Source organism: uncultured Sphaerotilus sp., assembly GCF_963924895.1.
Lineage (GTDB): Bacteria > Pseudomonadota > Gammaproteobacteria > Burkholderiales > Burkholderiaceae_C > Sphaerotilus.
The window spans coordinates 63,078-89,756 of the sequence record NZ_CAWURG010000039.1 but is presented as its reverse complement, the minus strand read 5'-3'; the positions used below and the strand labels follow the sequence as shown (position 1 = coordinate 89,756).

Here is a 26,679-nt window from a genome sequence, read left to right as displayed (position 1 = left end):
CGCATCCATGATCCGGCCCTTGGCGGCCTGCAGGTTCTCCGACGTCGTGCTCAGGTTCGCCACCACGCTCTCGAAGCGGTTCTGCACCGAGCCCAGGTTCGAGCGTGCCGACGTCACTTCGTCGATCGCAGCGTCCAGGTTCGACATCGTGGCCAGGGCATTCGCTGCGCTGGTGATGTTGGCGGCGGTGCCCGTGATGGCGGCATCCATGCCGACCCCGGCAGAGATATCGGTCAGGGAGACAGTGATCTTGTCCGTGGCCACGTTGTCAGCACCGACCTGGAAGGCCATGTCGGTGGCCGAAGCGTTCAGCAGGTTATTGCCGTTGAACTTGGTGCCGCCGATGACACGGGTCACTTCCTTCGCGAGGGCCTGGTATTCCTCGTCCAGATTGGCGCGGTCGCTGGAGCTGTTGGTCGAGTTGGCCGACTGCACCGACAGCTCACGCATGCGCTGCAGCGATTCACCGATCTTGCCCAGCGCGCCTTCAGCCGTCTGCGCCAGCGAGATCGCGTCGTTGGCGTTGCGGCCAGCCACTGCCATGCCCTTGACTTGCGAGGTCATGCGCTCGGCGATCGCCAGGCCGGCCGAGTCGTCCTTGGCCGAGTTGATGCGCAGACCGGTCGACAGGCGCTGCATCGAGGTGCTGAGCGAACCTTGGGTCGTCGCCATGGCGCGTTGCGCCGTCAGCGAGGACATGTTGGTGTTGATGGTCGATGCCATTGCGAACTCCATTCGAAATCTGTTGAGAGGGACACCGGCTTCGGCGCCCTGTCGGCCCTGCAACTTGTCGTTCGGGCCGTGAAGTGGTTTTCGTACATGGCCAGAGGAACTTGAGCAGGGGAGACAAATTCTTCCCGCTGCACCAATTCGATCATTTCCGCACGACCGCCCCTCCGCGTTGCCCGCCAGGCAGCTACTTTGTCAACAAGAGGACCGATTGGTACCACACCAAAACCGCAAAGCACCCCTTGAAGTGATAAAACACAGGGAGGTGGACAACGGAGACCCCATTCATGCTCAACATCGTCGTGGCCCGTCGGGGAGAAGAGGTCCGCTGGATCGATGAACTGCCCGATCACTGCACCGTGACGGTCTACGCCGACGATGCATCTCTCGGCGTGCCGCTGGATGTCACGCGGCCCATCGATCTGGTGCGTCTGCCGGGTCAGCACAGCGTCGGCGAGCTGTACCTGCGGCATCTGGGCCGCGCGACGGCCGGCCCGGTGGAGGGCACGACCGTGTTCTGCCCAGGCAACCCGCTGGACCTGTGCCCGGACTTCTTCGCCCTCCTCGAGACCTCGGCGCTGTGGAGCGAGGTTCAACCCTTGACCCAGACACCTGCTGACACCGAGTCGGCCACTGACGCACGGGACTGGCTGGCGGAGCTGCCGGTGGCTCCGGTCCGGTTCGACCTGCGCAGCTGGGCGCCGCTGGGCGGGTTCGACAAGACGATGTACCGGGCGCAGCAACGCTACCGCCAGACCCACCAGCTGACCGATCACCGCCATCCGGCGGTCCACTTCTTCGAGGCTTGTGGTCTGGACGCCTTCGCGCAGACCGTGGGCGCGCACGATCTGGGCATGCGCGACAGTGGCTTGCTCTTCGCGGTGCGGCAAACGCGCATCAACGACTGGCTGGCGACCAGCGGCCCCGCCCTGCCCCGGGTGGGCGACTGGCTGCGCCAGGATCCCGTGCACATCCGCATCTGGGACCAGTTCTGGCTGCACCTGTTCGGCCTGCCCTTCGTGCGCCTCGAGGCCCTGCCACGCCCGGACCTGGCGCTGGACGTGGGGGACAACGAAGACGCGCTGCTGGAGGACTTTTCCCTCAGCCGCGCACTGGCGACCATCGACGACACGCTGGCGCGCCTGGCCCCCCAGCCGCTGACCAACCGCGACCACCGGCCTTCAGCCCTGCAGGTGGCACGGGCCATCGCCGCCGCCCAGGCAAGGAATGCACCGCCGCAGTCGGCCGAATCACGACGGAATCTGGCAGATCTGTCAGAGCGGGCGGCCCAGGCATTTCGCGTGGGCGACCTGCAGTACGCGGTCTCCTGCGCGCAACTGGCACTGAAACAGGACGCAAATCACACGTCCAGCCGATTCACGCTGGCCATGGCGCTGTCAGCACAGGGCAACCGCGAGGCCGCACTCGAGCAGTTCGAGCAGTTGCTGACCACCGGGAGCCCCGCACCCCGCCACCTCCCTGTGCCAGACCGCACGATTGCGCCCGCCCGGACCCAGTGATCCGTGCAAACGTGCCACCCGAGGATGACACGCTGTAGGAATTTGCCTGACACGCTACAAGAGTTTCGGGGACTCAAGGCACGGAAGAGGGCTGATGTTCCCGCCCAGTTCATGTCATCAGAATCGACTCCATCGACAACGCCTCGCCGACCTCACCCAGGCAGCGAAGCCCACCCAGACCGACAGGAGCCCGACATGAACACCGAACAGATCCTCTCCGAAATCCGCGAAGCCAATCTGTCCTACATGATGCTGGCGCAGAGCCTGATCCGTGCCGACCGCGAACAGGCGCTGTTCCGCCTCGGTGTGTCGGAAGAGACCGCCGCCATCCTGGAGATGCTGTCGCCGGCCCAGATGCTGAAGATCGCCGCGGGCAACACCCTGCTGTGCCGCATGCGCGTCGATGACGATCTGGTGTGGAGCCTGCTGACCAACCACGGCAAGAGCGCTGCCAACGACGGCGTGTCCCGCCTGCACGCCAGCATCCTGATGGCCGGCCGCCACCAGGAAGCCGCCTGAGCCGCATCCAGCGCCCACCGCAAATCCAGAACACGACGACACACCGGGGAAAAACACCATGAAATGCAAGAGCATCCTGACCGAAGCCCGTCAGATCGAACGCGCCGTCACGCTGATCAAGCTGGGCGCCCGCCTTCAGGTGCTGGAGTCGGAGACCGACCTGTCCTACGAGCGCCTGCTGCGCCTGTACAAGGAAGTCGCCGGCAAGTCGCCGAGCAAGGGCCAGCTGCCCTTCTCCACCGACTGGTTCATGACCTGGCAGCCCAACATCCACGCGTCGCTGTTCCTCAACACCCATGAATACCTGAACAAGGTGGCCGAACTCGAAGAGATCGACACCGTGATCAAGGCTTATCAGCTCTATCTGGAGCAGACCCAGGCCCAGAACCTGGAGCCGCTGCTCTCCGTCACCCGCGCCTGGCGCCTGGTCAAGTTCGTCGACAACGGCATGCTGACGATGACCAAATGCTCCAAGTGCGGCGGCCACTTCGTCACCCATCCGCACGAGATCGCCAAGCACTTCATCTGCGGCCTGTGCAACCCGCCGGCACGTGCCGGCAAGGGCAAGGCCAGCGGCTCGCTGCAACTGCACTGAATTTGCACTGACTTTCCCCCTGCACCATTCCCGGTGTATTGATACGGACCCTTGGCGCGATGCCCGGGTCCGTTTTTTATTCTGCGCAAGGAGACTGAACGTGGATGTCACGCTGGACGAACCTTCCACCGGCACCGCGACCCTGCGGGCCACCCACGCCACCCAGCAGCTCTGCAAATGCTGCGGTGCACCGGCCCGGCTGTCGGGATTCGTGGATTTCGATCGGGATTGCTTCGGCTACAACGCGAAGCGCGGACAGATCCGCGGGCTGCCCATCGCCTACTACAGCTGTGCGGAATGCGAGTTCGCGTTCACGGATGCCTTCGACGACTGGAGCCCGGCCGACTACCAGGCCCACATCTACAACGACGAATACGCCCTGTTCGATCCGAACTTCGCGACCGAGCGTCCCCAGAACACCTGCAGGCTCGTCCAGCATCTGGTCCACAACCGCTCGGTGCGCATCCTGGACTACGGCAGTGGCAACGGACACACCGCCCGGCTGCTGCGCGAAGCGGGCTATACCGACGTCACCGAATACGACCCGTTCCACGGCGACCCGGTGAAACCGACCCAGGGCGGATTCGATCTCGTCATCTGCATCGAGGTCGCTGAACATGTGCCGGATCCTCTGCGCCTGTTCGCAGAGCTGAATTCCTACACCGCCGCCCACGGCATCATCCTGCTGTCGACCAAGGACATGGCCGAAGTCCAGGGCAACTGGGTGAACGACTGGTACGTCGCACCGCGCAACGGGCACATCTCGTTCTACTCCGGCCGGACGCTGACCCTGCTCGGCAACAGCCTGAACCGCAGCTACCGCAAGCTCGACAGCTTCCGGCATCTGCTGATGCCCAAGGGCGCCTGACGCCCCGGCCCGGACTCAGACGGGCACTGTGCCGCAGCGGGTCGACTCGGCGATGAAGAGTCGGCCCTCGCGCCACACGATCTCCACCTTGAGGGCCGGCGCCGCGTCGAGCTGCGCCCAGAAGCTCGCCTGCTGACTCCGCGCCACCGCGACCATGCCCGGCGGATCCCCCGGCAAGCCGCGCAGCACCGCCAGACGGCCAGCCGACTGCCCGATGAACGACGGGATGCCCTGCTGTGCGATGCGCCGCAACAGCCCGGCATGGTGCGGGTCGGCGAACTTCTCGAGGATGAACTGCCCGTTGCGGCACCGACGCAGGGACTCGATCAGGCAGGTGAGCGCCTCGCGGTCGGCCATGTCGCTCCCGACGGCCAGATAGAGCGCAGCCGGCGGCCCGTCCTCGCCAGACGGCACCTCGAACCGCGCGCCGGCGGCAACCGCCCAGAGCCGCTGCCGCTCGTTCGGACGGCAGGTGGCCCACAGGTCCAGATCGATCTGCGCGTTGAAGACGACCGCCCGGAACCCGAAGCGCGCCGCCAGCTTCAGCGCCCCGTGGCCACCCATGCTCCCGAAGTAGCAGGTGACACGCTCCGGTGCGAACGCCGGCAGCACCCGCGCCCGCACCAGCTCGTCGAGTTCCTCCAGCACGTGGCCGCTGTACCAGTTGAACTCCGGGTTGTTGACGAAGAGCAGGTGGTGGCCGGGCAGCGCCTGCTGCAGGCCGCGGACCTGCGCGTAGCCGTGCCGGCTCTCCAGACAGGACAGCACGATGAGCAGTTCGCCATTGGCAGCGCCCTGCGCAGGCGCCACCCACAGGTGTTCACGGCCCGGCCCAGGGGCCAGCAAGGGCAGCCACTGCTGCAGCGGCTCGCTGGTCAGACGCCGCTGCGCCTCCTCGGCGTGGTCCGGATCGGCGGCCAGAGCGCGCCAGAGCGACTCCGCGCGGCACAGATCGCGGTGCCGGTCGGTGGCCCCCGCCTCCAGCGCCCCGTCCAGCAGGGCGCGGGCCAGCATCGCCGTGGCCAGCGTGCGCAGCGGGCCGGCAGCGGTCACCGCCAGACGCTCCCACGCCACCAGTTCCGGGCCACCGGCGCCGCCAGAGGATCCGCATTCCAGTGCCTCGCACAGGGCGTCGACATCGACCGCGGCATCGGCGGCCAGCAGCTTCAGCATCGCCGCCAGCCAGACGCGGGCCTGCGCATCGCCATGGACGGCGCGCGCTTCGGCCAGTGCGCGGGCGCCACCGGCCGCGTCACCGCGGTCCATCGCCTGCAGGGCCAGCGACCGGCACAGCGCGGCGACAGCCGCCGGGGCCAGCGCGCCGCTGTCCATCAGCGCCCGCACCGGCGGCTCCGGCAGGTGACCGCGTTCGGCTAGATCGTGGCAACCGTCGAGCGCGCCCAGCATGCGCCAGGCCTGCCCGTCCGGCAGCGGCTCGGTGTCCCCACCGCCGAGGGCGGTGTGCAAGGCGCTCATCCGGTCCCGGGCCGAAGCCCGGTGCAGGCTGGCCAGCAGGCGGGCACGCCAAGCCGGATCCGGCATGCGCCGTGGCTGCAGCCAGCCGGACTGCAGTGACTCGCTCAGCGCCAGCGACACATCGCCTTCCAGCCAGCGGCGGAACCAGTGGGGCGACACCGCCGCCGAGCCACCGCCCTGCACGCACTGCACCAGCGTCTCGAGCGACAGCGCGTCGTTGCCGGTCCGCACCGCCAGCTCGAAGACACGCGCTATGCCCTCGGTCCACGGGGCCACGCCCGCTTCCATGCTGGCGAGGATCTGCTGGAGCAGTGCGTCGGCATCCTGCGCGGAGAGGGTCTGCGTGTCGCTCTCCAGCCGTGCCCGGACACCCAGCCACTGCGCCTGCGGCAGCGCCGCAGAACCGGTCTGCCCGTGCGCGGCCAGCAGCGCCAGCACATGGTCCGGCGCACGTGGCCAGTGCAGCGTGCGGGTGAGGTGCAGTTCGGCCAGGGCCAGCCACGTGGACGGCGCATCCCAGTCCTGGTCCAGGAGCTGGCACCACGGCACCAGGCGCCCATCGAGCCACCGCGTCGCTTCATCGCGGGTCCGGGCATCCACCCGGGACCAGAGGGCCCACAGGTGCCGGTGCAGGGAGATCCGGTCTTCGGCGTCGAGATGCGCCGCCACCAGCGGCAGGCGCTGGCGCAGCAACACGGCGGGATCGTGGCCGGTCGGCTGTGCCGCCAGCCAGTCCCGCACGGACTGGCGGTTCGGATACGAGCGGACGCTGGCGCATGGCGAGGCGGGAGCGACCGGGGGACGGGCGGTGGTGACCTGAGGCATGGCCCGAATCTAGGCCGGACCTCCAACGGGCAGCGGCCCGAATTGCGGGCGGACCCGGCACCAGTTGCGGCGCCCGTCCCCCAGGGGCGCGGTACAGAAAACTGCCACGGCCGCAGGACGTTTTTCAGCTCTTGATGGCCCGCAGGCGCTCCCTACAGTCAAGGCATTCCCATCAGCCCGGCCAGCCCCATGCACGCGCAACTCCAACCACCCGATGTCGTGATCTCCGAGCGACCGGTGCATCCGGGCAGCGACACGCTGACGATGCCGGGTCTGCTGACCCGGATCGAAGCCACCGAGGCACTGGGCGACCAGATCAGCCAGGCGATCGACCAGCTGGTCGATGCCGTGCTGAACCTGCAGCAGCCCGCAGCACCCGCACCGGCGGCAGACCCCAACGCACTGGTCGCGCTGGAACGCCGGATGCTGGCGCTGGAGCAGCAGGTCAACCTGGCCCAGGCCTGCCAGGAGCTGACGCGCACCGCACAGTTCCACCCGAAGGAGCGCAGCGTCGTCTTCGTCGGCACCACCTACTTCGGCTGCAACGTCAAGTACGCCTGGCTGGCCTTCCGCGAGCGGGCGCGCCAGGAAGGCATCACCGCCTGGTTCCTGCCGCAGACCCAACAGCAGGAACAGGCCATCACGTCACTCGGCGAGGCCTGCTTCCCGCTGAACCACAACGACTGGAGCACGGCCCACGTGCATGCCGCGCTGTCGGCCGCGGTGGTCGTGACCTGCGACCACCTGCTCAACCCGAATCCCTACGCCGCGGCGCTGCTGGCCGGTGCGCGCCACGTGCAGCTCTGGCACGGCATCTCGATCAAGGAGATCGGCCTGCGCAACCTCGCCCCGCTGCGCCAGATGTCCGCGCGCTTCGCCCGGGTGCTGTCCACCTGCGGCCCGTTCACCCGCCTGGTCGGCACCTCGGCTGCGCAGGAAGTGGAATGGCGCCGCTGGTTCGGCTTCGAGCAGTACGCGCCGATCGGCTATCCGCGCAACGACGTGCTGCTGCGCGATCCGGACGCGGCCGACCTGCTGAACGTCGATGTGGAGATCTACCAGCTGGCACGCCAGACACGGGCGGCCGGCCAGCGCGTGGTGCTGTACGCGCCGACCTTCCGGGATGCCAGGCGCGGCACCTGGCTGCTGGAATCGGGGCTGGAGCAGCTCGCACAGAGCCTCGCCCGGCGCGGCGATCTGCTGATCGTCAACGTGCACCCGGTCGAATCCCCGCTGATTCCGCAGCTGGCGATCGCGATGCCGAGCGCCCGCTTCGTCACCCCGCGCACCGACCTCTACCCGGTGATGCGCGAGACCTCGCTGCTGATCACCGACTACTCCTCGGTGATGTTCGACTACCTGCTGCTCGACCGCCCGATCGTGCTGTTCCGGCCCGACCACCAGGACTACATCACCCGCTCGCGCCAGCTCTTCGACGCCAAGCTCGACGAACACCCCGGTCCGATGGCCACCAGCGTACAGGCTCTGCTGGACGTGCTGCGCCAGCCGGACGCCCAGGGCCGCACCTACGCACCCACCCGGGCGGCCATGCGCCAGCGCCTGTTCGACCACACGGACGGACGGGCCGGCGAACGCCTCGGCCAGCTCCTGCTGGAAGAGCTGGACTCCGCCCTGTGCCAACCCTAGGAAGCCAACCATGACCCACGTCCTGTTCCTGAGCGGCCCGGCACGCCTGCGGCACCCGGCACGGCTGCACTCCATCGCCATCACTTACGGCACCTACGACCTGTTCCACATCGGACACGTCCGGCTGTTCGAGCGGATCAAGCAGCGCTACGACCGGCTGGTCGTGGCCGTGTCCACCGACGAATTCAACGCCCTCAAGGGCAAGCGCTCGGTCGTGCCCTACGCGGACCGGGTCGCCATGATCCAGGCCTGCCGCCACGTCGACGAGGTCATCGCCGAGACCGACTGGGCCCAGAAGGCCCGCGACATCGAAGCCTACGGTGCGGACGCCCTGGTGATGGGCAGCGACTGGACGGGGCACTTCGACGAGTTCCGGTCCCTGTGCGACGTGGTCTACCTGCCGCGCACCGACCATGTCTCCAGCACGGAGCTGAAAACGGACATCGTCGCCCGCGCCCTGACGCCGACCGCGGCGGCACACCCCGCCTGAAAGCCCCGCATGCCCGTCTCCCTGCGCCGCCCGACCACGCTCCCCCCGCCGCCCGCCATCGCCCGCACCAGACCGCAGGCCGGGGCCGTCGCAAGCCCAAGCCTGCCGTGGCCGCTGCCCGCGCTGCTGTGCTGGGCCCTGGCCTGGGGCCACTGGCTGGGCATGCAGTCGCTGGGCGTCGGGGTGGGCATGTCCTTCGCCAGTGCCGTGCTGATCAGCAGCGCGCTGGCCCTGCTGGCCACCTCGCGCTGGCGCCGGCTGATGATCGCCGCCGGCTTCCCCCTGTCGTTCGCGCTCAGCGGACTGGCCAGCGGGTGGTCGGCGGTGTGGTGGCTGCTGCCGCTGGTGCTGCTGGCGGTGGCGTATCCGGTGCGGGCCTGGTCCGATGCGCCTCTGTTTCCGACGGGTGCGGCGGCGCTGGACGGTCTGGACGAGCTGATCGACCTGCCTGCAAGCGCCCGCGTGCTGGACGCCGGCTGCGGCCTGGGCCACGGTCTGCAGGCCTTGCGCCGGGTCTGGCCGGACGCCCGGTTGGAAGGCATCGAGTGGAGCCGGCCCTGGCGGCTCATCGCCGCGCTGCGCTGCCCCTGGGCACGCATCCGGCAGGGCGACATGTGGGCGCAGTCCTGGGCTGACCACGATCTGGTCTACCTCTTCCAGCGCCCCGAGAGCATGCCCCGCGCGGTCGAGAAGGCCCGGCGCGAGATGCGTCCGGGCGCCTGGCTCGTCAGTCTGGAATTCGAGGCGAAGGGCCTGCGTCCGCACGCGCGCCTGCAGCACCCCGGTCAGCGGCCGGTCTGGATCTACGCGATCCGTGAAGCCCGTCCCGCGACCGGCTCCGGCCCGCAGCACCACGACTCAAGTGTCGATCCCTGCTGACCGATATGCAAATCACGGCGCCGGTCGCGGGTCTCCCGCCATCGCAGCGCCCCGTGAAGTCATCTGAGGAAAAGGTCTCTCATGTTCGTCATCATTGGCTGGGTGGTCGCCATCGGCTGCATCTTCGGCGTGTACGCCGTGCACGGCGGCAACATGCAGGTCATCTTCAAGGCGCTGCCGTTCGAGATGCTCACCATCTTCGGCGGCGCCCTCGGCGCGTTTGTCGCCAACAACCAGATGAAGGTGCTCAAGGCGGCAGGCCGTGGCCTGGCTGGCTGCTTCAAGGCGTCCAAGCACTCCAAGGCCCGCGCGATGGAGCTGCTGGGGATGCTGTTCGAGATCCTGCAGAAGACCCGCAAGGAAGGCCTGATGTCGATCGAGAAGGATATCGAGGATCCGCACGCGTCGGCGCTGTTCCAGAAGTTTCCGGTGGTCGGCAATGACCACCACATCACCGAGTTCGTCTGCGACTACCTGCGCATGATGGTCTCGGGCAACCTGAACGCCCACGAGATCGAGTCCCTGATGGACACCGAACTCGAGACCCACCACCACGAGACCCACGGCGCGGCCGCGGCCATCGCCCGACTGGCCGGCGCCCTGCCCGCCTTCGGCATCGTGGCCGCCGTGCTGGGTGTGGTGAACACCATGGGCTCGGTGGGCCAGCCGCCGGCGGTGCTGGGCGGGATGATCGGCTCGGCGCTGGTCGGCACCTTCCTGGGCATTCTGCTGGCCTACGGTTTTGCGGAACCGCTGGCAGGCCTGATGGAGCAGAAGAACGACGAGGACAGCAAGGAGCTGCAGTGCGTCAAGACCGTGCTGCTGGCCTCGATGCAGGGCTACGCGCCGCAGATCGCCATCGAGTTCGGCCGCAAGGTGCTGTATTCGACCGAGCGCCCCACCTTCACCGAGCTGGAACAGCACGTCAAGAAGAAGTGACCACAGGAGACTCTCATGGCCGGTGACGCCAAGAAACTGCAGCCCATCATCATCAAGAAGGTCAAGAAGGGCGGCCATGGCGCACATGGCGGCGCCTGGAAGATCGCCTATGCCGACTTCGTGACGGCGATGATGGCCTTCTTCCTGCTGATGTGGCTGCTCGGCTCCACGTCCGAGGGCGACAAGAAGGGCTTGCAGGACTACTTCCAGTCGCCGCTGAAGGTGGCGCTGATGGGGGGTGGCTCCGGCTCCGGCGACTCGTCCTCCCTCGTCAAGGGCGGCGGTCAGGACATCAGCCGCACGGCCGGTCAGGTCAAGCGCGGCGACATCGAGGCCGAGCGCAAGACCTACCAGCTCCAGGCCCTCAAGGCCAACCAGGCCCAGGCCGAGAAGCAGCGCCTCGAAGGCCTGCGCGAACGGGTCAAGGAGGTGGTGTCCGCCTCGCCGCAGCTTGCTGCCTTCAAGTCGCAGATCCGGCTGGACATGACCCGCGACGGTCTGCGCATCCAGATCGTCGACGAACAGAACCGGCCCATGTTCGACAGCGGCCTCGACCAGGTGAAGCCCTACATGCGCGACATCCTGCGCGCCATCGGCAGCGTGCTCACCGAAGTGCCCAACAAGCTCACCCTCGAAGGCCACACCGACGCCCTGCCCTTCTCCGGGGGACAGGGCGGCTACAGCAACTGGGAACTGTCGAGCAACCGCGCCAACGCCTCGCGGCGGGAGCTGATCGCCGGGGGACTCAAGGACGACCGGGTGCTGCGGGTCCAGGGACTCTCGGCCAGCATCCCCTTCGACAAGCGCGACCCCCGGAATCCGGTCAACCGCCGCATCAGCATCATCGTGATGACGCGCGAGGCCGAAGAACGGTTCTTCGACAGCGGTGACGCCACGACCGTCAACGCCATTCCAGCCGAAGACCCTGTCTCAAGTCCACCGGCCACCGGCCGATAACTCTGTCTACGGCCCATTCACGCTGAAGGATTCGTAATGCCCGCCTGCCCCGATCTCCGCTTTCTCGTCGTCGACGACTTCTCCACCATGCGCCGCATCGTGCGCGGGCTGCTCAAGGAAATGGGCTGCCTGCACATCGAGGAAGCCGAAGATGGTGTCACCGCACTCCAGGCGCTGCGCAACAGCCGCATCGACTTCGTGGTGAGCGACATCAACATGCCCAACATGGACGGCTTCGAACTGCTCAGCCAGATCAAGCAGGATCCGGCGCTGTGCCACATCCCGGTCCTGATGGTGACGGCCGAAGCGCGCAAGGAAGACATTGTCCGGGCCGCACAAACCGGTGCGGCCGGCTACATCGTCAAACCCTTCACCAAGGCAACGCTGGAAGAAAAGGTCACCAAGATTATCCAGAAGATGCCCGTGACGGCCTGACCCACGGAGACCTCCATGAGCGACCAGCAACATCACCATGCCTCGCCAGAGGTGATCCGGCAGATCGGTGAAATCACGCGGAAGCTGCACGACTCTGTCGTGCAGATGGGTCTGATGGGTGATCTGCAGGCAGCCACACAAGCGCTTCCCGATGCACGCAGTCGCCTCAACTACATCGCCAGAAAAACGTCGGATGCGGCAGACAAGGTCCTGAACTCGGTCGACGCGGCCAAGCTGGAGCAGCGCGGCATCAGCGAGGCGGCCCGGGACATGCAGCAAGCGCTGGCCAGCGGCGGGCGTTCGGACACGGTCTCGAGCGACCAGCTGCTCGCCTGGATTGCGCAGGTCCAAGGCTCGACCAACCGCATCGACGACCACCTGACCAACATCATGGTGGCCCAGGACTTCCACGACCTGACGGGCCAGATCGTGAACAAGGTCGTCCGGCTCGCCGACGATCTGGAAACCAATCTGGTCCAGTTGCTGCTGCAGGTCGCGCCGGAGTACAAGGTGGTGGCCAGCGTCCACGTCCACGAGGACGACCTCAACGGGCCGGTGGTCAATCCCGAGAACCGCACGGACGTGGTGACCGATCAGAATGAAGTCGATGATCTGCTCGCCCGCATGGGATTCTGAGCACCCCGCCCTCCCCCGTCGGACGGGTCTGGAAAGAGGCAGTGATGAAGCGGCACTACACTGCGCCGCTCCATCACTGCCTCTTTCCATTGGCCATGTCCGATCTCCAAGCTGCCTTCGTCCAGGCCGTCGCCGACTCCAAGCAACTGCCCGAACGTCCTGACAACAGGACGCTGCTGCAGATCTACGCGCTCTACAAGCAGGCCTCCGAGGGCGACGCCAGCGGCGAGCGCCCCGGCATGACGGACTTCGTCGCCCGCGCCAAGTTCGACGCCTGGGCCGCGCTGGCCGGCACCGCCGCCGACACCGCCCGCCAGGACTACATCGACCTCATCGAATCGCTGAAGTAAGCGGCAAGGCCAGCGCCGCGTCGCGCTCCGCCTTGGGCAGCGCGGCCAGCCGGCGCACCTCGGCGTGGAAACGTGGCCAGTCCCGCCCCTCCCGCTCGAACAGCCGCTCGAACGCCGGCACCTGCGCGTTGTAAGCGGCGAGCACACCCAGCCGCGCGTTGTTGACGCTGTCGAACCAGGCGTCGTACGCCCGATCCCCGCCCCATGATTCGTCGCGCCAGCGGGCGTACTCGGCGCGCAGCTCGACCAGCAGCCGCGCCTTCTCGCGGCGCTTGTCCGCGTCCGGGGCATCGCTGCGGTAGAGCGCATCCAGCCGGTCGCGGGCACGCATCGTCATCGCGCGGAACTCGGCGCGGCGCCGGTCGAGTGACTCGGTCGCGGTGATCTGCGCCTCGCGCCCACCCTGCGCCAGCCACTGCCGACTGCCGATGCGCTCGACGGCCGTCGCATAGGACTCGTTGAAGGTCGTGTCCCCGTCCGCGTAGGCCACCTGGTGCGACAGCTCGTGGAAGATCAGCCGCGCCAGATCGATCTCCGCGCCACGCAGGAAGGTGTTGAGCAGCGGATCGGCGAAGACGCTGCCCGGCAACTTGCCCAGCGTCGAGTAGGCCGGCACGCCATAGACGTTCGCCTCCCAGCCCTGCGCCCGCAGCGCGCTGGCCAGCATCTCGGCTTCTGCCTTGTCGAAGTAGCCGCGATAGCCTACACAGCCCAGCACCGGGAAGCACCAGGTCTTCAGCTTGAGCGACAGCTCGGGCGCGGCCACCACGTTCCACACCGCAGCCGGTCGCCCGAGGTCGGCGTAGCGGCGGTAGCTCGCGTTGTCCGGCAGCGCCAGCGCGCGGCTGGCGTAGTCGCGCAACTCGCGGCTGAGTTCGAGGCGCTGGCGGAGGTCGTCCGGTGTGGCGGGATCGGCCAACACCTCGTCCACCGGCCGCGCTGCCCCCAGCATCCGCAGATGGCCGGCCACCGATTGCCACAGGTAGCCCGGCCGCCATGCCGACTCCACATCGTCCGCGGCGGTCGTCGCACACGCCGACAGCGCGCTGGCCAGCACGAGGGCCAGGATCCGAAGCGCCCTCACCCCGCGGCCTCCACCTCGACCAGCACGTCGTAGAAGCACGGCGCCGCACCGATGTCGCTGAGCTGCTGGTGCGTGACCTCGTTGACGTTGGTGCCCTGCGCGCCAAGCTTGCGCCACCAGATGCCCAGGCCGTTGACGACGCCGGGCCGGGCGCGGGTGCTGACGCGGGCGGTGCAGTGGTAGCTGCCACGGTCGTTGAAGACACGCACGGGCGTGTGGTCGGCCAGTCCACGGGCGGCGGCGTCGTCGGGGTGAATCTCGACGATCGGCTCGGACTCGATGTCGCGCAGGCTCTTCACGTTGACGAAGGTCGAGTTGAGGAAGTTGCGCGCCGGTGGGGAGATCATCGCCAGTGGATAACGCGCGGCCAGCGCCGGCGCCGAGACCACCGACTCGTGCGGCTCCAGGTGGTCGGGCAGGCCGAGCCCCGGTACGTCGATCTGCACCCGCCCGTCCCGCGTCGGGAAACCGCCCTCGGCAAACGGCGCGTCCGCGATCGGCAGGCTCATCCAGCCGGGCGACGCCTTCAACGCCGCGTAGGTCACGGCGCCCCGCAGCGTCTGCGCGGCCAGCGCCTCGTCGCTGTCGCGGAAACACGGCTCGTCGAAACCCATCGCCGCTGCGAGCCGCCGGAAGATCTCCGTGTTCGGTAGCGACTCGCCGAGCGGTTGGATCGCCGGCTCGTTGAGCAGCACGTCGGTGTGGCCGTAGCTGGTGTGGAGGTCGAGGTGTTCGAGCTGCGTCGTCGCGGGCAGCACGTAGTCGGCGTGGTCGGCGGTGTCGGTCAGGAAGTGTTCGAGCACGACGGTGAACAGGTCGTCCCGGGCGAAGCCGCGCACCACCTTCGGTGACTCGGGGGCCACGGCGACCGGGTTGCTGTTGTAGACGATGAGCGCTTCGACCTTCGGGCCGAAATCGGGCGAGGCCTCGCGCAGCAGGTCATCACCGATGGTGCTCATGTTGAGCGTGCGCGGCGTGCGGCCGGCGAGCAGGTCGGGGCGCTGGCGCGCGGCGTCGTCGCGGATCGCGCCGAACCAGCCGGAACTCGACAGCAGCAGCCCGCCCGCGCGGTGCCGCCACGCGCCGGTCAGGCACGGCAGCAGCGCGACCAGCCGCACGGCGTTGCCGCCGCCGCGCACGCGCTGCATGCCGTAGTTCAGTCGGATCGCGGCCGGTGTCGTCGTGCCCAGGTCGCGGGCGAGGTCGCGGATCTGCTCGACCGGCAGGCCGCAGACCTCGGCGGCGCGCTCGGGCGGCCACTGCAGCGCGCGGTCACGCAGCGCGGGCCAGCCGTCGGCCTGCACATGCGCGTCGATGTAGGCCTGGTCGAGCCAGTCGTTCACGATCAATTCGTGCATCAGCGCCAGCGCCAGCGCGCCATCGGTGCCGGGGCGGAGTTGCAGGTGGGCGTGGCACTTGTCGGCCGTCTCGGTGCGGCGCGGGTCGATGCAGACGAGCTTCGCGCCTGCGCGCTTGGCCTGCTGCGCGAAGGTCCAGAAGTGCAGGTTCGACGCGATCGAGTGGCTGCCCCAGATGACGATCAGCCGGCTCTCGGCGAAATGCCGGACGTGCATCCCGACCTTGCCGCCGTAGGTCGCCGCCAGCGCGTCACCACCCGCCGACGCGCAGATCGTGCGGTTCAGCAGCGAGGCACCGAGGCGGTGGAAGAAGCGCGCCGCCATGCTCTCGCCCTGCAGCAGGCCCATCGTGCCGGCGTAGCTGTAGGGCAGGATGGCCTCGGGGTCGCGGGCGGCGATGGCCTTCAGGCGCGCGGCAATGTCGGCGAGCGCCTCGTCCCAGCTCACGGGGACAAACTGGCCAGCGCCCTTCGGCCCGACGCGCTTCAGTGGCGACAGCACACGCTCGGGGTGGTAGGTCCGCTCGGCGTAGCGCGAGACCTTGGTGCAGAGCGCGCCGTGCGTCGTCACGTGCTCGGCGCGGCCCTGGATGCGCACGACACGCTCGGTGGCGGGGTCCACGCTGACCTGCATCGCGCAGGTGTCGGGGCAGTCGTGCGGACAGGCGGCGCGCACGGTGCGCAGCGGGTGGACGGCGATTTCGGCGGGGGCGTTCATGCCGGAATGATGGCACGCCCGGCACGGTCACCCCGGCTGCCGTACCCTCACGACCTGTCCCCATCCGTCCGTGAGTTCCCGCCTTGAGCCACCTCTTCACTCCCTTCGACCTCGGGCCGCTGCGCCTGCCCAACCGCATCGTCATCGCGCCGATGTGCCAGTACTCGGCCGAGGACGGCTGCGCCACCGACTGGCACCTGATCCACCTCGGCCAGCTCGCGCTCTCCGGCGCCGGGCTGCTGACGATCGAGGCCACCGCCGTCTCGCCCGAAGGCCGCATCACGGCGGGCGACCTCGGGCTGTGGTCCGACGAGACGGAGGCGGCGCTCGGCCGGGTGCTGCGTGCGGTGCGCCAGCATTCGGCGATGCCCGTGGCGATCCAGCTCGCGCACGCCGGGCGCAAGGCGTCGAGCCATGTGCCATGGCGCGGCGGCCAACTGGTGCCGGTCACCGAAGGAGGCTGGCAGCCGGTCGCGCCGTCCGCCGTGCCGCACGCCACCCATGAAACGCCGCCCGATGCGCTCGACGCCGCCGGCTTGCAGCGCGTGCTCGACGCCTTTGTCGACTCCGCTCAGCGGGCGCACCGCCTCGGCATCGACGCGATCGAGCTGCACGCCGCGCATGGCTACCTGCTGCACCAGTTCCTCTCGCCGATCGCGAACCACCGCACGGACGAGTTCGGCGGCGCGCTGGAGAACCGGATGCGCTTCCCGCTGGCGGTGTTCGACGCGGTGAGGGCGGCGCTGCCGGCGAGCGTGCCGGTGGGCGTGCGGCTGTCGGCCACCGACTGGGTGGCGGGCGGGTGGAACGCCGATCAGAGCGTCGTGTTCGGTCAGGCGCTGCGCGCGCGGGGCTGCGCGTTCCTGCATGTGTCCAGCGGCGGCGTGTCGCCTGCGCAGAAGATCCCCGTCGGGCCGGGCTATCAGGTGCCACTGGCCGAGCGGCTGCGCGCCGAAGTCGGGCTGCCGACCACCGCCGTCGGCCTGATCACCGAGCCGGAGCAGGCCGAGGCCATCCTCGCCGCGGGTCAAGCGGACCTGGTGGCACTGGCGCGGGGCATCCTGTACGACCCGCACTGGCCGTGGCACGCGGCAGCCAAGCTCGGCGGGCAGGTCACGGCGCCGCCGCAGTATTGGCGGTCGCAACCGCGCGGGCTGTCCACGCTGTTTGGCGATGCCGTCACGGGCCAACGCTGAACTGACCCATCCATTCCAAGGAGACTTCACGATGAGCACCACCCCTGCCGAACCCTTCGGCCTCTTCGACACCTTCGAGTCCTTTTCCGCCCAGGCGCAGGCGCGCGGTTTCGACGCCGTGCTGGTGCGCGAGTGGGCACCCGACACGGACACCAGCCTGCACACGCACCCGTTCGCGGTGCAAGTCCAGGTGGCGCGGGGCGAGTTCGCGCTGGAGGTGGGCGAGACGACGCGGCATCTGCGGGCGGGGGACACCTTCGCGTTGGACGCCGAGGTGCCGCATGTCGAGCGGTATGGGGCGGAAGGGGCGACGTTCTGGGTCGCGCGGCGGCACGCGCAGTTGTCACTTGACAACCCGTGACATCCCCTCCAAGATCTGAACCGCACCGATGACACGCTCCACACATCCCAACAAGGACATCGAGAAGGCCCTGCGCCACGCGGAGGACCAAGGTTGGCGGATCAAGGAAAGCACAGGGCGTGGGCACGCCTGGGGATCGCTTTACTGCCCCTACAACGATGTGGAGTGCCGGTGCGGCGAGTTCTGCATCACCAGCGTCTGGAGCACACCCAAGAGCCCCGACAACCACGCCCGCCAGCTCCGACGCGTCGTCGATAACTGCACCACACGCCGCCAGCAACCACCGAACACCGACTCGGAGTAAGCCGATGGAATACGAATTCACGCTCAAGTACCGACTGGATCCACAGGACGCCGACCACGACGCGGTCGTGGAGCGTCTGGGCGCGGCTGGCTGCACAGATGCCCTGGTGGGGCTGGGCGTGGCGGGTCATCTGGGGCTGGAGTTCGTGCGCGAGGCAGACTCGGCTGAAGAGGCGATCCTGAGTGCACTGGCCGATGTGCGCATCGCCCTGCCGGGGGCGAAGCTGGTCGAGGCCGGCCCGGATCTGGTCGGACTCACCGACATCGCCGATCTGCTGGGCGTGTCGCGCCAGAACATGCGCAAGCTGATGGTGGCGCACCCGTCGAGTTTCCCGACGCCGGTCCACGCTGGCAGCGTGTCGATCTGGCACCTGGCGCCCGTGCTCGGTTTTCTGGCAGAGCGACAGTACGGGCTGGCGCCGTCGATGCTGGAAGTGGCGTTGGCGGCAATGCGCGTGAACATCACCAAGGAAGCGGCGCTGGTCGGGTATCAGCCGCAGGACAGTCGGTTTGCGTTGGCGGCGGCCTGACGGCCTTCCGTCACGAATCATCGTCGAAGCCCATCGGCACATCGGGGGTCCGGTCACGGACGCGCTCCAGCGCGTCGAAGTCGGCGTTGGTGAGGCCGATCTGGTGGCTCAACGCCGAGAGCGCGTCACCCAGTCGGATACGGGTTTCCGGCCGGACGGCGCTGGCGAGGATGGCGCCGACCTCAGCTTCGGTGCTGTGGCCATGCAGCGCGGCTTGCTGCTTCAAGGCGCGATACACGTCATCGGGGAGGTTGCGGACGGTGAGCATGGGCATGGGCATGGGGTGCCTCGTCAAATCGAAAGAGATGCATGCGCCCTGATTAGTGTTCAAGCCGCCGAGCAAGACGGAAGCCAACGGCATGATGAGAACCAAAAATGTCGTTCCTTTCACTGCGCCAACTCTGATGGCGAGATGCTGACCGACACTCGGAGCCATTCTCAAAACAACTACCACCGCGAAGCACATGCATGTGGTGTAGAGCAGCGATAGGTCGGTCCATAGAAAACACCGGGTCTTGCACGGCCTCCGATGCGTAGGGTTCGAAAGTATCCGCACACCACTCCAGCACATTGCCGTGCATCTGGTGCAGTCCCCAACTATTCGCTGACAAGGCTTTAACGGGAACCGTTCGCTGAAGAGACGGGCCTTTTCCACCGCCGTTGTATGGACGGCTGCCGTCGTAGTTCACTTGCCCTGACGTGATCTGTTCCCCAAACGAGAACGGCGTCGTCGTTCCCGCACGGCAGGCGTACTCCCACTGTGCTTCTGTCGGTAGTTCCAGGTTCAGGCCCGGTACTCGCGCATTGAGTTTCGCCAGGAACAGGTCAGTCACTTCACTCCAACTCACCTCCTCGACTGGCAGTTGCGGGTCACCTTGGAACTCACTCCGATTGGCACCCACGATTTCTTCCCACAGCGCCTGCGTGCAAGCAGTGTCCGCCAGCCAATACCCTTGGGTTAGCACGACACGGTGGCGCAGTTCGTTGTCTTGCCGCTCGGCCTCGTTCGTCGGCGACCCCATCCAGAACGTCCCCGGCTCGATCCAGCGCATCCGCTGCACTACTTTGCCGACCTTGAACTCACACCAGCGGCCGTACTGATCGGTGCCTTCATCGTGCATCCAAGCAGCCCGTGACGGCGGGTCCGGCAGCACCAGCGCCTTCCGCGACACCTCAACCAACCGCTGCAACGCCGCCTCGGTATGCCGCCGGAAATCCAGCTCCAGCCCCTGCCGCCGCAGCAGCGGATGCAACTCCACTGGCAGGTGCTCCTCCAGCGGCGGCGGCGTGTTGTCGATTAGCACCGGCACCAGCTTGATCCGCCGCCGCAGCGCCGTCTCGACCTCGTAGCGCACGAAGTCATGTCGGTTGTGCAGCCGCAGCCGCCCATGCGGATCAACCGCGTTGTGCCACTTGGCGCCCATCATCACCAGCATCACCTGACAGCCTTCCAACTGCCGGTCGATCACCTCGGTGAAATCGTCGCCCGGATCGATCCCGTCCACGTCCATGAAGACGTGCTCGCGCCCGAGTTCGCGGCACAAGCGCTCCCACACCGCCCTCGCCTGCGCCGCGCTGTCGTCGCGCCGGTAGCTGATGAAAATCCCCGCCATGTCTCGCCCCTCACCTCACTCCCCGCATTCTCCGACAGCCCGCTAAGATGCCCCGAAACGCCCACCGCGAGCCCGACGCCATGAACGCCCCCGACCTCTCTCCCCTCGTTGCGATCCGCCGCGACATCCACGCCCACCCCGAACTCTGCTTCGAGGAAGTCCGCACCGCCGACCTGATCGCCCAGACCCTCGCCGGCTGGGACATCCCGGTCCACCGCGGACTGGGGACCACGGGCGTGGTCGGCATCGTCAAGGGCACGGCCGGCGAGTCCCCGCGGGCCATCGGCCTGCGCGCCGACATGGACGCGCTGCCGATGACCGAACACAACACCTTCGCCCACGCCAGCCGCCACCCCGGCAAGATGCATGCGTGCGGCCACGACGGGCACGTCGCCATGCTGCTGGCCGCCGCGCAGCAACTCGCCGCCCAGCGCGATGCCTTCGCCGGCACCGTCTACCTCGTTTTCCAGCCAGCCGAAGAAGGCGGCGGCGGCGCCCGCGAGATGATTGCCGACGGCCTGTTCACGCAGTTCCCGATGGACGCGATCTTCGGCATGCACAACTGGCCGGGGATGCGCGCCGGGGACTTCGCGGTGTGCGACGGGCCGTCGATGGCGTCGAGCAACGAGTTCAAGATCACCATCACCGGCAAGGGCTCGCACGCCGCGCTGCCGCACAACGGCATCGACCCGGTGCCGGTGGCCTGCCAGATGGTGCAGGCCTTCCAGACCATCGTCACGCGCAACAAGAAACCGGCCGACGCCGCCGTCATCTCCGTGACGATGATCCACGCGGGCGAGGCCACCAACGTCGTGCCCGACCACTGCGAGATCCAGGGCACGGTGCGCACCTTCACGCTCGACGTGCTGGACCTGATCGAGCGCCGGATGCGCGAGATCGCCACGCACACGGCGGCGGCGTTTGGCGCGACGGTGCAGTTCGAGTTCCACCGCAACTACCCGCCGACGATCAACCACCGCGCCGAGGCCGAGTTCGTCCGCGAGACGATGCGCGCCGTGGCCGGCGAGGCACGCACCCACGAATTCGAGCCGACGATGGGCGCGGAGGATTTCAGCTTCTTCCTGCAGGCCAAGCCCGGCGCCTATTTCGTCATCGGCAATGGCGACGGCGACCACCGCGCGCACGGGCATGGACTCGGGCCCTGCAATCTGCACAACCCGAATTACGATTTCAACGATGGGCTGATTCCACAGGGGGCGGCGCTATGGGTGGCGCTGGCGCGGCGATGGCTGGGGCAGGCAGACTGACTTCCTGACGGTGACGCTGCGGGCAGTGTCAGGCGGCCTCGATCCCTGCCCGCAAAGCCAACGCCAGCACGGTCTGCCGCAGGGCGTCGTTGTGTCGCAGCGGCGGCCCCTGGCGTTGCCCGGTCAGATCGCCTGCGCGAACCCGGTCACCGAAGAGGACGACCGCCCGATCCCGGTCCCGCTGGCGTGACATCCAGACCAGACCGTCGATCGCCGGACATTGCTGGTGCAAGGCCTGCGCCCACGCGGCGGTGGCGAGGTAGTCCATCGGGGCGCTGCCGATCAGCTCCGCCTTGGGCACCCGCAGGCGGTGCAATCCGTCGGTGCTGAGATCGACCAACGTCAGGTCTCGGGTCGGACTCAGCGTGCCGTGGCTGCGGTGCGCGGAATCGTCCAGATCGACGAACTTGTCCGAGGCATCCACGGGAACGTTGTGGAACACGGTCTCGAAAATCGCGCAATCCAGCGTCGAGCCTGCGTACAGATAGGGCACCACCTGTCCCGCAGCATCCCGGATCGGCGCAAACCGGGTCGGCCAGCGCGGCACACCGGCGGCATCGACGCCGGGGTTGAAGCTCTCCGGCGGGTAGGCCGCGTCATGGACGACGTGCAGTAGCGTTCTGGCTGGCCAGGTCTCCAGCAAGGGATTCAGCCCCACACGCGGGGCACGGCAGGTCACGTGGCCGGACCCTGTGCATCACGGCGGGCCGCCTCGACCACCGCCTCGGGCGCCGTGTGCAGCAAGTCCACCGGCCGCGCGGATCCGGGCAACCACCCGTTGGCCGAGGTGAACCACAGCGCCAGTTTCCAAGGCGACTTGTTCGGCCCGAAAGCCGCCAGGATCGGCTGCACGACCGGCAGCGGCTTGTGGTCCTCGCCGAACTGGAACGCTGGAAAGACCTCGCGTTCCACGCCCTGCGCATCCCGGTGGCGCAGGGCCAGCACCAGGCGACGGCGCTTCCAGTTGTCGGCCAGCGCGGAGCGGCTGCTGGCCCGCGAATGGTGCAGATCGGCCAGTTGCTCGGCACTGAAATGCCCGAACTCGTTCAGCACCCGCGCATGGCGCTCGGCCAGGCGCTGCGCCATGCGGGTGTCCACCACGCTCGGCACCACCATCTGGGCCGTCATGAACTCCACCAGATCGGTCAGCTTGCGCGCACGGGTCGCCTCGGCCTTTTCCTGCAGCAGTTGCCCGAGCAAGGGGAGGATCGCTTCCAGACGCTGCGACAGTTCATCCCCAACGACTTCCAGTTCGTACGCATGCGTGCGACCGGCCGGACTGCGTGCGGCCCGAGCTGGCGAGGCCCGGTACATCAGAACGCCGGGACAGTCGCTGGATCCGAACGGTGCGAGGGCTTCAGGTCGGGCCATGTGGAGATCCATGTGTCTGATGAAACTGATGTGATCATACGATAGTCCATCAAATTCATATACAGAACGCTCGGTCTCTGCATGTCCGATTCACGTCGTGATCGGTCCGCTTCCGGTCTGACAGCCGAGCCCGGACAACGGACGATGGCCACCATCCCGACTCCCTCCTGCAGGAACACGCCATGTCCCGAACCGACACCCCGCGCCACCCGACCGCCCTCCTCCTGATCGACGCCCAGCAGTCCTTCCGCGCCCGCCCGTACTGGAGCGAGACTGACGCCCCCGCTTGGCTCGCCGCGACGAACCGCCTCGTCGCAGGCTGCGCAGCGCGCGGCATCCCGGTCGTGCAGGTCTTCCACACCGACGGCCCGGACACGCCCGACAACCCCTTCGCGCACGCCAGCGGCCTGATCCGCCCGATCGACGGACTGGCCCCGTTCGACGCCGCGCTGCGCCTCGACAAGCACCGCCACAGCGCCCTCGTCGGCACCGGGCTGGGCGTGTGGCTGCATGAACATGGGGTGCAGCGGCTGATCGTTGCCGGCATCCGTACGGAGCAGTGCTGCGAGACGACCACGCGCCACGCCAGCGACGAGGGCTGGGCGGTGGACTACGTGACCGAGGCGACGCTGACCTTCGACATGACGACGCCGGCCGGCGCCACGCTGACCGCTGCCCAGATTCGCGAGCGCACCGAGACCGTGCTGGCCGGGCGCTTCGCGGCGATCCGCACCGTGGACGAGGTGCTGGCATGAACATCGGCCTGCTGATGTTCGACGACATGGAGCTGCTCGACTACGCTGGGCCGTACGAAGTCTTCACCACCGCGCAGCGAATGACGACGCGGACCGGCATGGCTGCGGCTAGCGGCTTCGAGGTGATCAGCCTCGCGGCGACGATGGCGCCGGTGCGTGCCCGCGCCGGGCTGCGCGTGCTGCCGGACCACACGCTGGAGACACATCCGCCGCTGGACGTGCTGGTCGTGCCGGGGGGCGTGGTCGATGGCGTGCGGGCGGACCACGCCGTGCGCGACTGGCTGCGCCGCACAACGCCGGGGCTGCGGGCGCTGGCTTCCGTCTGCACCGGCGCGTTCGTGCTCGCGGACGCCGGGCTGATCGCACCGGGCACGCGCTGCACGACGCACTGGGAAGACCTGGACGACCTGCGGCGCGACCATCCTGCGCTCGACGTCGTCGGCGGCCCACGCTGGATTGCAGCCCGGAGCGCAGACAGCGTGCCGCTGTGGACCAGCGCCGGCATCGCCGCGGGGATCGATCTGGCGCTGCACCTCGTCGCCACCTTCGCCGGCCCCGCGCTGGCGCAGCGCACGGCGCGGCAGATGGACTATCCCTGGACGGAAGAAGCCAGCGTGCCATGATCGTCCGACCATGATCGACGTGCTCTTCCTCGTCCTGCCCGACACGCTGTTGCTGGACATCGCCGGTCCGGCGGAAGCGTTCCGGCTGGCCAACCAGGCGCTGCGGCGGCGCGGTCAGCCAGAAGCCTTCCACCTGCGCTACGCCGGGCCGCAGGCGCAGGCGGACTCGTCCGTCGGGCTGCGGCTGGCGGGGCTGGAGCCGCTGCCGGCGGCGTTCGCGCGACCGACCTGGGTCGTGCTGCTGGGGCGACCGGTAGACGCCTGCGAGGTGGTCGGACACGGCGCGGAATGGATGGACGCACGGCAGTGGCTGGCGCAGACCGTGGCGCCTCGGCTCACCGCGCCCGGCGATGCGCCGGACGGGGTGCGGCTGCTGACGGTGTGCAGCGGCGCCCTCCTGGCCGCCGACGCCGGCCTGCTCGCCGGGCGGCAGGTGACGACCCACCACGAGCTGCTCGACGACCTGCAGGCGCTCGTCCCGACCGCGCGGGTGCAGGCCAACCGCGTCTTCGTCGAGGACGGCGCCGTGCTGACCAGCGCGGGCGTCACGGCCGGCATCGATCTGGCGCTGCACGGCGTGGCGCAGGTCTGCGGCGAGGTGATCGCTGCCGCCGTGGCGCAGGTGATGGTGGTGTTCGCGCGGCGCGGCGTGCAGGCGCCGCAGGTCTCGGCGCTGCTCGCCCACCGCGACCACCTGCACCCGGCGATCCACCGCGTGCAGGACGCCGTCTGCGCAGCACCCGCCGAGCCGTGGGACAGCGTGCGCATGGCCGCAGTGGCGCATGTGACGGAGCGGCATCTGGCGCGGCTGTTCCGGCTGCACACCGGGGTGTCACCGCGTGGCTATGTCGAGCAGGTGCGTGCGGCACTCGCGGGGCAAGCGCTGGCACAAGGGAAATCCGAGCGGGAGGCGCTGGCGCTGGCCGGCTTCTCGACCGCGCGGCAGATGCGACAGGCCCTCGGCAAGCGCCCGTCGCACTGAATTCAGCCCAGCAGGCGGGTCAGGAGCGCCGCCGTCGAGCCGTCCAACCCTTCCGTGTCGCCCGTGGCGAAGCGCGGCAGCAACTGGCTGCACAGCGCCTTGCCCAGTTCCACGCCCCACTGGTCGAAGCTGTTGATGCGCCACAGCGCGCCGCTGGTGAACACGCGGTGCTCGTACAGCGCGATCAGCGCGCCCATCGCCGCCGGGGTCAGCCGGTCGAGCACCAGCGTCGTGCTCGGGCGGTTGCCGGGGAAGGTGCGGTGGCGGGCGATGGTCAGCGCGTCCAGCGACTTCGACGCGGTCGGCGCGGTTTCGCCCATCGCGTCCTCGGTCGACTTGCCGAGCATCAGCGCCTGGCTCTGCGCGAGGCAGTTGGCGAGCAGCTTGTGGTGCTGGTCGGCCAGACCGGCGCGGACGCAGTCGGGCAGGCCTGTGCCGCCCGCTGCGTCGTAGCACGGCGTCTTCACCGCGATGAACTCGACCGGGATCACGTCCGTGCCCTGGTGCAGCATCTGGAAGTAGGCGTGCTGGCCGTTGGTGCCGGCTTCGCCCCAGACGACCGGCGAGGTGCCGAAGGGCAGCGCCTGGCCGTCGAGGTCCACGCACTTGCCGTTGGACTCCATCTCCAGCTGCTGCAGGTACGCAGGCAGCCGGCGCAAGCCCTGGTGGTACGGCGCGACCGAGCGGCTGGTGTAGCCGTGGAAGTTGCGGTACCAGACGTCGAGCAGGCCGAGCTGGATCGGCAGGTTCTGCTCCAGCGGGGCTTCGGCGAAGTGGCAATCCATTGCGTGCGCACCGGCCAGCAGCGCGCGGAAATTCTCGGCGCCGATCGCCAGCGCGATGGGCAGGCCGATCGCGCTCCACAGCGAGTAGCGCCCACCGACCCAGTCCCAGAACCCGAAGGTGGTCGTGATGCCGAACTTGGCCGCCGCGGCCACGTTGGTGGTCGTCGCCGCGAAGTGCTTGGCGATCGCCGCCTCGCCGCCCTCGCCGTAACCGGCCAGGAACCACGCGCGGGCGACTTCGGCATTCGCCATCGTCTCCTGCGTCGTGAAGGTCTTGGAGGCGACGATGACCAGCGTCTCGCGCGGGTCGAGCCCACGCAGCACCGGCACGATGTCGTGGCCGTCGACGTTGGAAACGAAGTGCAGTTGCAGCCCGCGGTGTGCAAACGCATCCAGCGCCGGCACGACCATCTGCGGGCCGAGGTCCGAGCCGCCGATGCCGATGTTGACGACGTGGCGGATGCCGCTGGTGGCCGTGTCACGCACCTGCTCGACGTAGGCCAGCAGCCGGTCCAGCACCTCGTGCACGTCGTCGCTGAACGGCGCCGCACCACGCGGAGCACGCAGCGCGGTGTGCAGCACGGCGCGGCCCTCGGTGTGGTTGATCGGCTCGCCGGCCAGCATCGCGTCGCGCCGCTGCTCGATCTGGCATTCGCGGGCCAGCGCCAGCAGCAGGCCGCGGGTCTCGGCGTCCCAGTGGTTCTTCGACAGGTCGGCGAAGACCTCGGGCGCGCTCAGCGAAAACGCTTCGGCGCGCGTGGCGTCGTCGGCGAAGGCGGGGCGCAGGTCGAAGCTGCGGCCGCTCTGGGCGAACTGCGTGGTCAGCGCGGTCCAGGCGGCGGTCTGGTCGCAACGCGGGGCTTGCATG

Annotated in this window: 29 protein-coding genes; 20 read left to right on the top strand and 9 right to left on the bottom strand. The window is 68.5% G+C overall.

Annotated elements, in window-relative coordinates; translation table 11 throughout:
• The coding region (locus tag AABN02_RS14845) for a flagellin (protein WP_338415702.1) at positions 1-723 on the bottom strand (723 nt) is incomplete at its 3' end.
• A 293-nt stretch (positions 724-1,016) separates the two neighbouring features.
• On the opposite strand from AABN02_RS14845, the gene AABN02_RS14840 reads away from it, so the two are divergent.
• The 4 genes from AABN02_RS14840 (at position 1,017) to AABN02_RS14825 (ending at position 4,231) form a co-directional block, all read left to right on the top strand.
• A complete protein-coding gene (locus tag AABN02_RS14840) occupies positions 1,017-2,249 on the top strand; it encodes a hypothetical protein (RefSeq protein WP_338415701.1) in 1,233 nt (410 codons plus the stop codon).
• Between the two features lie 195 nt (positions 2,250-2,444).
• On the top strand, positions 2,445-2,768 hold the full coding sequence (gene flhD, locus AABN02_RS14835) for a flagellar transcriptional regulator FlhD (RefSeq protein ID WP_338415700.1): 324 nt from the start codon (positions 2,445-2,447) through the stop codon (positions 2,766-2,768).
• A gap of 58 nt (positions 2,769-2,826) precedes the next feature.
• The gene (flhC, locus tag AABN02_RS14830) at positions 2,827-3,363 is read left to right on the top strand and encodes a flagellar transcriptional regulator FlhC (protein ID WP_179634153.1); all 537 of its coding nucleotides are present in this window, start codon (positions 2,827-2,829) and stop codon (positions 3,361-3,363) included.
• A 100-nt stretch (positions 3,364-3,463) separates the two neighbouring features.
• Entirely contained in the window at positions 3,464-4,231 is a 768-nt protein-coding gene (locus AABN02_RS14825) for a class I SAM-dependent methyltransferase (protein ID WP_338415699.1), read from the top strand.
• Positions 4,232-4,246: 15 nt separating this feature from the next.
• Here AABN02_RS14825 and AABN02_RS14820 read toward each other — a convergent pair whose 3' ends face one another.
• A complete protein-coding gene (locus AABN02_RS14820) occupies positions 4,247-6,532 on the bottom strand; it encodes a hypothetical protein (protein ID WP_338415698.1) in 2,286 nt (761 codons plus the stop codon).
• Between the two features lie 189 nt (positions 6,533-6,721).
• On the opposite strand from AABN02_RS14820, the gene AABN02_RS14815 reads away from it, so the two are divergent.
• The 8 genes from AABN02_RS14815 (at position 6,722) to AABN02_RS14780 (ending at position 12,865) form a co-directional block, all read left to right on the top strand.
• Positions 6,722-8,179 carry a CDP-glycerol glycerophosphotransferase family protein gene (locus AABN02_RS14815; RefSeq protein ID WP_338415697.1) on the top strand — a complete coding sequence of 486 codons (1,458 nt, stop codon included), beginning with the start codon at positions 6,722-6,724 and terminating at the stop codon, positions 8,177-8,179.
• Positions 8,180-8,189: 10 nt separating this feature from the next.
• Positions 8,190-8,669, top strand: coding sequence for an adenylyltransferase/cytidyltransferase family protein (locus tag AABN02_RS14810; RefSeq protein WP_338415696.1), 480 nt, complete (start codon positions 8,190-8,192; stop codon positions 8,667-8,669).
• A 9-nt stretch (positions 8,670-8,678) separates the two neighbouring features.
• Positions 8,679-9,548, top strand: coding sequence for a class I SAM-dependent methyltransferase (locus AABN02_RS14805; protein ID WP_338415695.1), 870 nt, complete (start codon positions 8,679-8,681; stop codon positions 9,546-9,548).
• Between the two features lie 81 nt (positions 9,549-9,629).
• Positions 9,630-10,487: a flagellar motor stator protein MotA gene (gene motA, locus AABN02_RS14800; protein ID WP_338415694.1), complete on the top strand. Its 858-nt coding sequence runs from the start codon at positions 9,630-9,632 to the stop codon at positions 10,485-10,487.
• A gap of 15 nt (positions 10,488-10,502) precedes the next feature.
• The gene (gene motB / locus AABN02_RS14795) at positions 10,503-11,444 is read left to right on the top strand and encodes a flagellar motor protein MotB (RefSeq protein ID WP_338415693.1); all 942 of its coding nucleotides are present in this window, start codon (positions 10,503-10,505) and stop codon (positions 11,442-11,444) included.
• Between the two features lie 36 nt (positions 11,445-11,480).
• Positions 11,481-11,879, top strand: coding sequence for a chemotaxis response regulator CheY (gene cheY / locus AABN02_RS14790; RefSeq protein WP_338415692.1), 399 nt, complete (start codon positions 11,481-11,483; stop codon positions 11,877-11,879).
• Between the two features lie 15 nt (positions 11,880-11,894).
• Entirely contained in the window at positions 11,895-12,515 is a 621-nt protein-coding gene (locus AABN02_RS14785) for a protein phosphatase CheZ (RefSeq protein WP_338415691.1), read from the top strand.
• Positions 12,516-12,610: 95 nt separating this feature from the next.
• Positions 12,611-12,865, top strand: coding sequence for an acyl-CoA-binding protein (locus AABN02_RS14780; RefSeq protein ID WP_338415690.1), 255 nt, complete (start codon positions 12,611-12,613; stop codon positions 12,863-12,865).
• Here the strand turns inward: AABN02_RS14780 and AABN02_RS14775 are convergent.
• A complete protein-coding gene (locus AABN02_RS14775; RefSeq protein ID WP_338415689.1) occupies positions 12,846-13,949 on the bottom strand; it encodes an aminopeptidase in 1,104 nt (367 codons plus the stop codon). The genes AABN02_RS14780 and AABN02_RS14775 overlap by 20 nt on opposite strands.
• Positions 13,946-16,024 (bottom strand): molybdopterin oxidoreductase family protein, encoded by a 2,079-nt coding sequence (locus AABN02_RS14770; protein WP_338415688.1) that lies wholly within the window; start codon positions 16,022-16,024, stop codon positions 13,946-13,948. Before AABN02_RS14770 ends, AABN02_RS14775 begins: the two co-directional genes overlap by 4 nt.
• 83 nt (positions 16,025-16,107) lie before the next feature.
• On the opposite strand from AABN02_RS14770, the gene AABN02_RS14765 reads away from it, so the two are divergent.
• From AABN02_RS14765 to AABN02_RS14750, 4 genes are read left to right on the top strand one after another with little or no spacing between them, the layout of a single operon-like run.
• Complete coding sequence (locus AABN02_RS14765) at positions 16,108-17,220, top strand: NADH:flavin oxidoreductase/NADH oxidase (RefSeq protein WP_338415687.1); 1,113 nt, start codon at positions 16,108-16,110, stop codon at positions 17,218-17,220.
• Positions 17,221-17,251: 31 nt separating this feature from the next.
• Positions 17,252-17,581, top strand: coding sequence for an AraC family ligand binding domain-containing protein (locus AABN02_RS14760; RefSeq protein ID WP_338415686.1), 330 nt, complete (start codon positions 17,252-17,254; stop codon positions 17,579-17,581).
• Between the two features lie 28 nt (positions 17,582-17,609).
• On the top strand, positions 17,610-17,885 hold the full coding sequence (locus tag AABN02_RS14755; protein WP_338415685.1) for a hypothetical protein: 276 nt from the start codon (positions 17,610-17,612) through the stop codon (positions 17,883-17,885).
• 4 nt (positions 17,886-17,889) lie between these two features.
• Entirely contained in the window at positions 17,890-18,414 is a 525-nt protein-coding gene (locus AABN02_RS14750) for a DNA-binding protein (RefSeq protein ID WP_338415684.1), read from the top strand.
• A gap of 10 nt (positions 18,415-18,424) precedes the next feature.
• Here AABN02_RS14750 and AABN02_RS14745 read toward each other — a convergent pair whose 3' ends face one another.
• Together AABN02_RS14745 and AABN02_RS14740 are read right to left on the bottom strand one after the other, a co-directional pair.
• Positions 18,425-18,688, bottom strand: coding sequence for a plasmid stabilization protein (locus AABN02_RS14745; protein ID WP_338415683.1), 264 nt, complete (start codon positions 18,686-18,688; stop codon positions 18,425-18,427).
• A 46-nt stretch (positions 18,689-18,734) separates the two neighbouring features.
• Positions 18,735-20,027 (bottom strand): SUMF1/EgtB/PvdO family nonheme iron enzyme, encoded by a 1,293-nt coding sequence (locus tag AABN02_RS14740; protein WP_338415682.1) that lies wholly within the window; start codon positions 20,025-20,027, stop codon positions 18,735-18,737.
• Between the two features lie 80 nt (positions 20,028-20,107).
• Between AABN02_RS14740 and AABN02_RS14735 the strand changes: the two genes are divergently transcribed.
• Positions 20,108-21,295 (top strand): M20 aminoacylase family protein, encoded by a 1,188-nt coding sequence (locus AABN02_RS14735; RefSeq protein ID WP_338415681.1) that lies wholly within the window; start codon positions 20,108-20,110, stop codon positions 21,293-21,295.
• 28 nt (positions 21,296-21,323) lie between these two features.
• Here AABN02_RS14735 and AABN02_RS14730 read toward each other — a convergent pair whose 3' ends face one another.
• Together AABN02_RS14730 and AABN02_RS14725 are read right to left on the bottom strand one after the other, a co-directional pair.
• Entirely contained in the window at positions 21,324-21,974 is a 651-nt protein-coding gene (locus tag AABN02_RS14730; RefSeq protein ID WP_338415680.1) for an RES family NAD+ phosphorylase, read from the bottom strand.
• Complete coding sequence (locus AABN02_RS14725; RefSeq protein WP_338415679.1) at positions 21,971-22,666, bottom strand: hypothetical protein; 696 nt, start codon at positions 22,664-22,666, stop codon at positions 21,971-21,973. Before AABN02_RS14725 ends, AABN02_RS14730 begins: the two co-directional genes overlap by 4 nt.
• 182 nt (positions 22,667-22,848) lie before the next feature.
• Between AABN02_RS14725 and AABN02_RS14720 the strand changes: the two genes are divergently transcribed.
• Genes AABN02_RS14720 through AABN02_RS14710 form a run of 3 tightly spaced genes read left to right on the top strand, consistent with a single transcriptional unit; the run spans position 22,849 to position 25,026 of the window.
• On the top strand, positions 22,849-23,421 hold the full coding sequence (locus AABN02_RS14720) for an isochorismatase family protein (RefSeq protein ID WP_338415678.1): 573 nt from the start codon (positions 22,849-22,851) through the stop codon (positions 23,419-23,421).
• Positions 23,418-24,044 carry a DJ-1/PfpI family protein gene (locus AABN02_RS14715; protein WP_338415677.1) on the top strand — a complete coding sequence of 209 codons (627 nt, stop codon included), beginning with the start codon at positions 23,418-23,420 and terminating at the stop codon, positions 24,042-24,044. The genes AABN02_RS14720 and AABN02_RS14715 overlap by 4 nt, the downstream gene beginning before the upstream one ends.
• A gap of 10 nt (positions 24,045-24,054) precedes the next feature.
• Positions 24,055-25,026, top strand: a complete 972-nt coding sequence (locus AABN02_RS14710; RefSeq protein ID WP_338415676.1) for a helix-turn-helix domain-containing protein — start codon at positions 24,055-24,057, stop codon at positions 25,024-25,026.
• 2 nt (positions 25,027-25,028) lie between these two features.
• Here the strand turns inward: AABN02_RS14710 and pgi are convergent, their stop codons facing one another.
• Complete coding sequence (pgi, locus tag AABN02_RS14705; protein ID WP_338415675.1) at positions 25,029-26,678, bottom strand: glucose-6-phosphate isomerase; 1,650 nt, start codon at positions 26,676-26,678, stop codon at positions 25,029-25,031.
• Position 26,679: the final 1 nt, after the last annotated feature.